Source organism: Rhodoferax sp. UBA5149 (genome assembly GCF_002413825.1).
Classification (GTDB): Bacteria; Pseudomonadota; Gammaproteobacteria; order Burkholderiales; family Burkholderiaceae_C; genus Rhodoferax.
This window is the reverse complement of the sequence record NZ_DHXT01000057.1, coordinates 11,643-19,730: the sequence shown is the minus strand read 5'-3', so window position 1 is coordinate 19,730 and position 8,088 is coordinate 11,643. Positions and strand designations below refer to the sequence as shown.

Annotated in this window: 12 protein-coding genes; 7 read left to right on the top strand and 5 right to left on the bottom strand. The window is 57.1% G+C overall.

Annotated features, from left to right (window positions below; genetic code table 11):
• The 5 genes from B3V69_RS04635 to B3V69_RS04615 all read right to left on the bottom strand — a co-directional run.
• The coding region (locus tag B3V69_RS04635) for a DNA methyltransferase (RefSeq protein ID WP_296444242.1) at positions 1 to 491 on the bottom strand (491 nt) is incomplete at its 3' end.
• 9 nt (positions 492 to 500) lie between these two features.
• Positions 501 to 1,610, bottom strand: coding sequence for a helix-turn-helix domain-containing protein (locus tag B3V69_RS04630; protein ID WP_296444240.1), 1,110 nt, complete (start codon positions 1,608 to 1,610; stop codon positions 501 to 503).
• Complete coding sequence (locus B3V69_RS04625) at positions 1,603 to 1,938, bottom strand: type II toxin-antitoxin system RelE/ParE family toxin (RefSeq protein ID WP_296444237.1); 336 nt, start codon at positions 1,936 to 1,938, stop codon at positions 1,603 to 1,605. Before B3V69_RS04625 ends, B3V69_RS04630 begins: the two co-directional genes overlap by 8 nt.
• A 203-nt stretch (positions 1,939 to 2,141) precedes the next feature.
• Positions 2,142 to 2,432, bottom strand: a complete 291-nt coding sequence (locus B3V69_RS04620) for a YbeD family protein (RefSeq protein ID WP_296444235.1) — start codon at positions 2,430 to 2,432, stop codon at positions 2,142 to 2,144.
• A gap of 27 nt (positions 2,433 to 2,459) precedes the next feature.
• On the bottom strand, positions 2,460 to 3,380 hold the full coding sequence (locus B3V69_RS04615; protein ID WP_296444233.1) for a D-amino acid aminotransferase: 921 nt from the start codon (positions 3,378 to 3,380) through the stop codon (positions 2,460 to 2,462).
• 110 nt (positions 3,381 to 3,490) lie between these two features.
• Here B3V69_RS04615 and B3V69_RS04610 point away from each other — a divergent pair, with 110 nt between their 5' ends.
• From B3V69_RS04610 to B3V69_RS04580, 7 genes are all read left to right on the top strand, one after another.
• Positions 3,491 to 3,970 carry an ATP synthase subunit I gene (locus B3V69_RS04610; protein ID WP_296444231.1) on the top strand — a complete coding sequence of 160 codons (480 nt, stop codon included), beginning with the start codon at positions 3,491 to 3,493 and terminating at the stop codon, positions 3,968 to 3,970.
• A gap of 25 nt (positions 3,971 to 3,995) precedes the next feature.
• Complete coding sequence (gene atpB / locus B3V69_RS04605; protein WP_296444244.1) at positions 3,996 to 4,880, top strand: F0F1 ATP synthase subunit A; 885 nt, start codon at positions 3,996 to 3,998, stop codon at positions 4,878 to 4,880.
• Between the two features lie 75 nt (positions 4,881 to 4,955).
• A complete protein-coding gene (gene atpE, locus B3V69_RS04600) occupies positions 4,956 to 5,219 on the top strand; it encodes a F0F1 ATP synthase subunit C (RefSeq protein ID WP_114972255.1) in 264 nt (87 codons plus the stop codon).
• A gap of 36 nt (positions 5,220 to 5,255) precedes the next feature.
• On the top strand, positions 5,256 to 5,726 hold the full coding sequence (locus B3V69_RS04595; RefSeq protein ID WP_296444229.1) for a F0F1 ATP synthase subunit B: 471 nt from the start codon (positions 5,256 to 5,258) through the stop codon (positions 5,724 to 5,726).
• 10 nt (positions 5,727 to 5,736) lie between these two features.
• On the top strand, positions 5,737 to 6,267 hold the full coding sequence (locus tag B3V69_RS04590; protein ID WP_296444227.1) for a F0F1 ATP synthase subunit delta: 531 nt from the start codon (positions 5,737 to 5,739) through the stop codon (positions 6,265 to 6,267).
• Positions 6,268 to 6,316: 49 nt separating this feature from the next.
• A complete protein-coding gene (gene atpA, locus B3V69_RS04585) occupies positions 6,317 to 7,870 on the top strand; it encodes a F0F1 ATP synthase subunit alpha (RefSeq protein ID WP_296444225.1) in 1,554 nt (517 codons plus the stop codon).
• Positions 7,871 to 7,899: 29 nt separating this feature from the next.
• Positions 7,900 to 8,088, top strand: a 189-nt coding sequence (locus B3V69_RS04580; RefSeq protein WP_296444223.1) for a F0F1 ATP synthase subunit gamma, incomplete at its 3' end; no start/stop codon positions are given.

Here is an 8,088-nt window from a genome sequence, read left to right as displayed (position 1 = left end):
ATCAGCACCTTGAGGTAATGCCCTTCGTTGTCGTCAATCGTCACCCAGATCGAACCGTCCTCACGCAGCAGTTCACGCAACAGTTGCAGGCGCGGCAGCATCATGCTCAGCCACTGGGCATGTTCCAGGTTGTCGTCGTAATGCGCAAACGCGCTTTTGGTGTTGTAGGGCGGGTCAATGAAGATGCACTTGACCTGTCCCCGGTAGAACGGCAGCAGCGCCTTGAGCGCTTCGAGGTTGTCGCCCTGGATCAGCAGGTTGTCGGTGATCTCACTCGGGCTTGCGCGAGTGATTGCAGCAGGTCCGTCGAAAGGCTCAGGGCGAACGCCGAGTAGTTCAGCCTGAACGGGCGTAGTTCGAGCGACTTGAGACGGGGCCTCCTCGGCCTGAGCGGTGGGCGTATGAATCGACACCTGTTCCAGCAGCCGGTAAGGCACGCGGGCCGCAGTGGTGAACGCGTTGACGCGGTTGAGCCAGTCTAGGGTGGGCATGGGCGAATCTTATTTCGTTGCGATTTCGTAGCGCTGCTTTAGTCGGGTCAGGGGGCTGGCGTAGTTCACCAGGTCCATGTGCTGCAAGGCGCCCACCACGATGCCAGCATGAATGCCGATGCGCTGCGCGAATGTCCGAACGGCGGGCACAGTGAGATCCAGTTGTTCTAGCACGCGACGGTCAGCGGACGAAATGACCACGTCGGCTGCAAACTGGTTGGCTTCCTGCTCTTCCTTGCTGGTCAGTGCGTGACCAGAAGTCGCGTCGTCCAGAAAGACGGCGCGTTTGGGGTGCTTGAGAACGTGGCCGACTTCGTGGAAGAAGTTGAACCAAAAAATGTCATTCCACTTGCCCAGGAGTGACAGCTGAATCAGTGGCCGATCACCCAGCCAACGTGCGACGCCGCTGACATGGGTGCCGCGAAACGCGGGAACAAACAACAATACGACGCCTGCTTGTGCACAGAGCTCCTTAAGTCCGCTGCCAATTTCAGGGGCGGGTTTGACGCTCAGAGCCCGCATGGCCGCAAGATTGGCGTGCAGTTTTTCAGCGCTGAAGGGTGGCGTTTCACGCTGCTGCGCTTCAATCTCGCCCAGACGCAGCCAGGCGGTGATGGCGGCATCGTCTGTCTGCTTGGCCGGGTTGGAGCGGCGAAAAGCGGCCTGGACGGTCAGGTATTGCTTTTGCCAGCCTTCGGGTGAGGCCACGCCAAAAAAGCGCAATGCGGCATCGATCAACGTCGCCCTGAATGCAGGGGTCAGGCGTCCAGCAGGCAGCTTGCCTGCCTGCTGCATTTCTTTCAATGGCAGGCTGTCAAGCCATTTCAGACGGTCCGGCGCGCGGCTGGCGTCGCGCTGGCGTGCCAGAAATTCGCGGTAGCGCGATTCACGCGCCAGCCAGAAGTGGGCTGGCGTGCCGAGAACGCGCTCCAGTTCCAGCGCGGTGCCTTCGGTGATTTCTTTGGTGCCAAGCACGATCTCGTTGATGGCGTTGAGTGGGCGGCCCATGCGGCGGGCCAACTCACTTTGCGCAATGCCTCGTTCCTCGATGCGGTCAAGCAGGGTCTCGCCGGGAGGGGATACCTCGGCGGGTTCCCAAGTCAGGTGTTTGTCAATCATGGTAGTCCACCACTTCAATAATGTAGAGGCTGTCTATGGCCAGCCAGTTCAATCCGCCGTCTGGTTTTGATGGCGGGGGTTGTTTTTGCGGCTTGACGATCAGTCGCAAGCCGCCACGCAGCCGGACGGAGAATTGCCCCGCCCGATCACCTTTCAGTTCTTCCCAATGCCCCGGTAGGTTCCGCATGTCTTCCATGCTTTGCGCGGCATCTAAATCGTCCAGTCTGGCTTTTAGCTTTTTGGTTGACTCGGCTCCAAGCGCCTTTGTCGCCAAACGGCTGTCGTGGCACTGAGCATGTAACTTGAGGTCGAGGAAGTCGAATTTCAATTTAATTTGTTTCCACCCTAGGGGTGTATATCATATTGAAGTTTTCGGCCTGAGGTGGATTGGCCCCGCCATCCCAAAAAGTGGGGCCACTAAAGCAAGCTGTTTGTGATGCGTGGGGTGGGAATCTTTCACAAGACCGTAGCCGATCCACGCATATGAAAGAAAACGGGCAAGAATTTTTATAAACGTGTCGTGAGCTGAATTTACAGCACGACTTTCACCATCGGATGCGTGCTCAGCGTGCGGTACAGCTCGTCGAGCTGCTCGCGGCTGGTGGCGGTGACGGTGATGGTGATACCCAGGTACTTGCCGCCCTTGCTCTCACGCAGCTCAATAGTCGATGCATCAAAGGTGGGGTCGAACTGATGGGCGATCAGTGTGATGGCGTGCACCAGGCCGTCGACTTTGTTGCCCATGACTTTGATGGGAAACAGCGACGGGTATTCAATGAGCGACTCGTTGCGCGGGATGTCGGGGTTGATCGGTAGGGACATGGTGTGGGATGGCTTGGGTCGGCGGTTTCAAAGGGCGGCGCGGGTCGCGCCCCGAGGGGGCTGCAGCCGCGACTGTTCTTTGGTTTGTTGGTAGCCTGCATACAGCTGCGCGTAGACCGGACCGGGTTGACCCGTGCCGACGGGCTGGCCGTCCAGCGTGGTCACAGCCAGCACCTCTTTGGTGGCGGAGGACAAGAGCAGCTCGTCGGCATTCAGGACTTCTTCGCGGCTGATGCGGCGCAGCTCAAAGCCAATGCCCTGGGCATGGCAAATTTTTTCAAGCAGACCGTAGCGAATGCCTTCCAGCACCAGGTGGTTCTTGGGCGGGCCCAGCACGGTGCCGCCTTTCACCACCCAGACGTTGCTGGCTGCCGCTTCGCTCAAAAAGCCGTCGCGAAACATGATGGTTTCCAGCGCGTCCGCGTCAAAGCTGATCTGGCGGGCAAAGACCGCCCCCAACAAGCTGGTGCTTTTGATATGCGCTTTTTCCCAGCGAAAGTCGTCCGCCGTCACGCACGCCACGCCCTGGCTGCGCTGCGCCGCGCTGGCGGGCTTCATCGCATTGGTCATGACAAACACGGTCGGCGTGATGTTGCTGGGCATCACGTGGTCGCGCATGGCCACGCCACGGGTGATCTGGATGTAGATCAGTTGATCGATGTTTTCGGCCTTGGCCCCCGTGGAATCGTCGTAGGACGCTATTAATTTAAGAGCAACCTCGGCCCACTGCGCGTGTGTCATCGGATTGCCAATGCGCAGCTCCGTCAGGCTGCGATCAAGCCGTGCCATGTGCTGGGCAAACTGGAACAACTGCCCGCCATAGACCGGCACGACTTCGTACACGCCGTCGCCAAAAATGAAGCCACGGTCCATGACGCTGATCTTGGCCTTGGGCAGCTCGGTGAACTCGCCGTTGAGGTAGCACGGCAGAGGTGGCAAGGTGTTCATGAATGAATTATGACCGGAGCATGGCAAAAAGCCACGGGTTTCTACGTATAATCGAAGGCTTTGCGGCAATCGTCGCGTGTAACTCGGGTGTAACCTGCGTGTAATTTGAGATGTCGATAATCACGCCTGTTCCCCAATTTGACACAGATGAGTCCGAAGCGCTGGAGTTCAAGCGGCTGACGGCCGAAGAGGCGCAGGCCTTGCGAGAACTTTATCCCTCGGTATCTCCGTGGTGGATCGTGAGTTGGCAGATGGTAGTCGGTTTGCTGGTGGCTTTGGCGGCCTGGGGTTTTACCGGAAGGTCGAGTGCTGGTTGGTCGGCGGGGTACGGTGCTTTGGCGGTGGTCATTCCCGCTGTGCTGTTTGCGCGGGGTCTGATGAGTCAGTTCTCGTCCATTAACGCGGCCACCGCTGGTTTTGGTTTTTTTGTGTGGGAAGCGATCAAGATTGCCGTCAGTGTCGGCATGCTTGCTGCGGCCCCGCAGTTGGTTCCGGGTCTGGACTGGTTGGCCATGCTGATTGGCTTGATCGTGACCCTGAAGGTGTATTGGTTGGCGCTTTTGATGCGCCCAAAACGAACAACAAATTAAAGAGTTAACAATGTCCGCAGAAGCAATGTCCGCAGAAGCCGGTGCTCCGTCCCCCAGTGACTATATTGTTCACCACCTGACGCACTGGCAAAACAAGCCGCAGACGGAAATCGTTGATTTTTCCGTCTTCAATATCGACTCCTTGTTTTTCTCGATTCTGTTGGGTGTGCTGGGTTGTTTCTTTCTTTGGAAAGCGGCGCGCCGTGCGACCTCCGGTGTGCCGGGCCGTTTTCAGGCCGCGGTTGAAATCCTGATTGAAATAGTGGATGGACAGGCCAAGGCCATTGTTCACAATGCCAAGAGCCGCAAACTGGTGGCGCCCTTGGCGTTGACCGTGTTTGTCTGGATTTTTCTGCTCAATGCCATGGATTTGCTGCCGCTGGATTTGCTGCCGACGGTGTGGGCCTGGATTTACGGTGCTGCCGGGCATGATCCGCATCACGCCTATCTGCGCGTCGTGCCAACGGCCGATCTTTCTGTGACCATGGGTCTGTCGGTATCGGTTTTGTTTATTTGCCTGGTTTACAACATCAAGATCAAGGGCATTGGCGGCTGGGCGCATGAGTTGGTTTCGGCCCCTTTTGGCACCAGCAAGAACCCAATTTTCGCTGTCATTCTGGCGGTTATCAACATCGCCGAACAATTGATTTCCTTTACCGCCAAAACGGTCTCGCATGGCATGCGGCTGTTCGGCAATATGTATGCCGGTGAGTTGGTGTACATGTTGATTGCCCTCCTGGGTGGCGCTTGGGCGCTTTCGCTCGAGCCTTCGAGCTTGATGCTTTTGTTGCTGCATGTGGTGGCGGGTTGGGCGTGGGGCGTGTTCCACCTGATCATCATCACCTTGCAGGCTTTCGTGTTCATGATGTTGACCTTGGTCTACATTGGGCAAGCGCACGACGCGCATTAATTTTGCGCGCTAAGTTGCGCATTCATTTTCGGTTTGTTTTTGTTTTTGTTTTTTTAGTTTATTTAGGAGTCAATCATGGAAGTTATTAGTTTTGCTGCTCTGGCTGCTGGTCTGATCATTGGTCTGGGCGCGTTGGGTGCTTGTATCGGTATCGGCATCATGGGTAGCAAGTACCTTGAAGCGGCTGCGCGTCAGCCTGAGCTCATGGGTGAACTGCAAACCAAGATGTTCGTGCTGGCTGGTCTGATCGATGCCGCGTTCATTATCGGTACCGGTATTGCTCTGTGGTTCGCCACTGCCAACCCGTTCCTGGCTCAAATCGCACGTTTGGTCAAGTAAACCTTTCCTGCAACATCTCGTTGAAGGAGATTTACTGTGAACATTAATGGAACTCTGATAGCGCAAGCCATCGTCTTCGCATTGCTGGTGCTGTTCACGATGAAGTTCGTGTGGCCGCCCATCGCAGCTGCATTGGACGAACGTGCCAGCAAAATCGCCAACGGCCTCGCGGCTGCTGACAAAGCCAAGTCCGAGCTTTCCTCCGCCAACAAGCGCGTGGAAGCCGAATTGGCCAAGTCGCGGACCGAGACCACGGCGCGCCTGGCGGATGCCGAGCGTCGCGGGCAGGCGATCGTCGAAGAAGCCAAACTAAAGGCAACCGAGGAAGGCAACAAGATCATTGCTGCTGCCAAGGTTGAAGCTGAGCAGCAAACCGTCAAGGCCCGCGAAGTTCTTCGTGAACAAGTGGCTGCGTTGGCGGTCAAGGGCGCCGAGCAGATTCTCCGCAAGGAGGTCAATGCCGCTGTCCATGCTGATTTGCTTGGCCGTTTGAAGACTGAGCTGTAAGAGGACAACCATGGCCGAACTTGCCACCATTGCCCGCCCTTACGCTGAAGCCTTGTTCAAGGCTTCGTCATCCGACCTGAACAGTGCGGCGGTCTGGGTTGAGGCTTTGCAGGAGATTGCGAAAAATCCGCAATTGCAGCAATTCTCTGACAACCCCAACGTCACCGCTGTTCAAGTGTTTGATGTGATTGCCGGTGTGGCCAAAGTGGCTTTGCCGGAGATGGCAAAAAACTTCTTGCGCACCGTGATTGAAAACGGACGCTTGAGTGTTTTGCCGGAAATTGCTGCGCAGTTTCAAGCGCTCAAGAATGCCCAAAGTGGCTCGGCTGACGCTGTGGTGTACAGCGCGTTCGCCATTGACAGCGCTGCGCTGGCCGACTTGGCCGCAACGCTGGAAAAGCGATTCGCACGCAAGCTCAACGTCTCCGTCGAATTGCAGCCCGAACTGATCGGCGGCATTCGCGTGGTGGTGGGTGATGAGGTTCTTGACTCTTCTGTCAAAGCCCGTCTGGAACAAATGAAAGTGGCATTGACAGCTTGAGGCGCAAGCCCCTTGTTGTCAGCCCAATTAACGAAAGAAGGAAAGAGTCATGCAACTCAATCCCGCAGAAATTTCTGAACTGATCAAGAGCCGTATTGAGGGCCTGTCCGCCAGCGCCAACATTCGCAACCAGGGTACGGTCGTGTCCGTCACCGACGGTATTTGCCGCATTCATGGCCTCTCGGACGTGATGCAGGGCGAAATGCTCGAATTCCCGGCCGACGCCGATGGTCAACCAAGCTACGGCTTGGCACTGAACCTCGAGCGCGACTCGGTGGGCTCCGTGATTTTGGGTGCTTACGAGCATATTTCCGAAGGCGACATCGTCAAGTGCACGGGTCGTATTCTGGAAGTGCCGGTCGGTCCCGAACTCAAAGGCCGCGTAGTCAACGCGCTGGGCCAGCCGATTGACGGCAAAGGTCCGATCAACGCCAAGATGACCGACGTGATTGAAAAGGTTGCGCCGGGCGTGATCGCCCGTAAATCGGTGGACCAGCCGATGCAAACCGGCCTGAAGTCGATTGACTCCATGGTGCCGGTGGGCCGTGGTCAGCGCGAGCTGATCATTGGTGACCGTCAGACCGGCAAGACCGCCGTGGCGATTGACGCGATCATCAACCAGAAGGGTCAGAACATGACCTGCGTTTATGTCGCGATTGGCCAAAAAGCCTCTTCCGTCAAAAACGTGGTGCGCGCGCTGGAACAAGCTGGCGCCATGGAATACACCATTGTGGTGGCTGCCACGGCTTCCGAGTCGGCCGCCATGCAATATGTCAGCGCCTACTCTGGCTGCACCATGGGCGAATACTTCCGCGACCGCGGTGAAGACGCGCTGATTGTGTATGACGATCTGTCCAAACAAGCGGTGGCCTACCGTCAGGTGTCCTTGCTGTTGCGTCGCCCACCAGGCCGCGAAGCCTACCCCGGCGACGTGTTCTATCTCCACAGCCGTCTGCTGGAACGTGCCGCTCGTGTCAACGAAAAGTATGTTGAAGACTTCACCAAAGGTGCCGTCAAGGGCAAGACCGGTTCACTGACGGCATTGCCGATCATTGAAACGCAAGCCGGTGACGTGTCTGCATTCGTGCCGACCAATGTGATCTCGATCACTGACGGCCAGATTTTCCTGGAAACCTCGCTGTTCAACGCCGGTATCCGCCCTGCGATCAACGCCGGTATCTCGGTGTCCCGCGTCGGTGGCGCGGCGCAAACCAAGCTGGTGAAGAATCTGTCCGGCGGTATCCGTACCGACTTGGCGCAGTACCGTGAATTGGCGGCTTTCGCACAATTCGCCTCCGACCTGGACGAATCCACCCGCAAGCAGCTCGACCGCGGTGCCCGCGTGACCGAGTTGCTCAAGCAGGCGCAATACAGCCCGCTGCCCATCAGTTTGATGGCGGCCACGTTGTTTGCCGTGAACAAGGGCTTCATGGACGACATCGATGTCAAGAAGGTCTTGGCGTTCGAGCACGGTCTGCATGCTTACCTCAAAGACAAGCACGCGGCGCTGCTGGCCAAACTGGAAGCGGCCAAGGCCATGGACAAAGATGCCGAGGCTGAAATGACGGCTGCGGCAACCGCGTTCAAGAAGTCGTTTGCTTGATTTGCACCTGAAGACACAAGGAGTCATTCATGGCAGCAGGTAAGGAAATACGCGGCAAGATCAAATCGGTGGAGAACACCAAGAAGATCACCAAGGCCATGGAAATGGTGGCGGCCAGCAAAATGCGCAAGGCGCAGGAGCGCATGCGCGCCGCCCGCCCTTACAGCGAAAAAATTCGCAATATCGCATCCAACCTCGGTCAGGCCAACCCGGAGTAC

Excerpts from the sequence above, each read along its gene's own strand:
- B3V69_RS04620 (WP_296444235.1), bottom strand. The coding sequence starts at position 2,432 with ATGTCCCTACCGATCAACCCCGACATCCCGCGCAACGAGTCGCTCATT.
- atpE (WP_114972255.1), top strand. The coding sequence starts at position 4,956 with ATGGAAGTTATTAGTTTTGCTGCTCTGGCTGCTGGTCTGATCATTGGT.
- B3V69_RS04630 (WP_296444240.1), bottom strand. The coding sequence starts at position 1,610 with ATGATTGACAAACACCTGACTTGGGAACCCGCCGAGGTATCCCCTCCC.
- B3V69_RS04610 (WP_296444231.1), top strand. The coding sequence starts at position 3,491 with ATGTCGATAATCACGCCTGTTCCCCAATTTGACACAGATGAGTCCGAA.
- B3V69_RS04615 (WP_296444233.1), bottom strand. The coding sequence starts at position 3,380 with ATGAACACCTTGCCACCTCTGCCGTGCTACCTCAACGGCGAGTTCACC.
- atpB (WP_296444244.1), top strand. The coding sequence starts at position 3,996 with ATGTCCGCAGAAGCCGGTGCTCCGTCCCCCAGTGACTATATTGTTCAC.
- B3V69_RS04590 (WP_296444227.1), top strand. The coding sequence starts at position 5,737 with ATGGCCGAACTTGCCACCATTGCCCGCCCTTACGCTGAAGCCTTGTTC.
- atpA (WP_296444225.1), top strand. The coding sequence starts at position 6,317 with ATGCAACTCAATCCCGCAGAAATTTCTGAACTGATCAAGAGCCGTATT.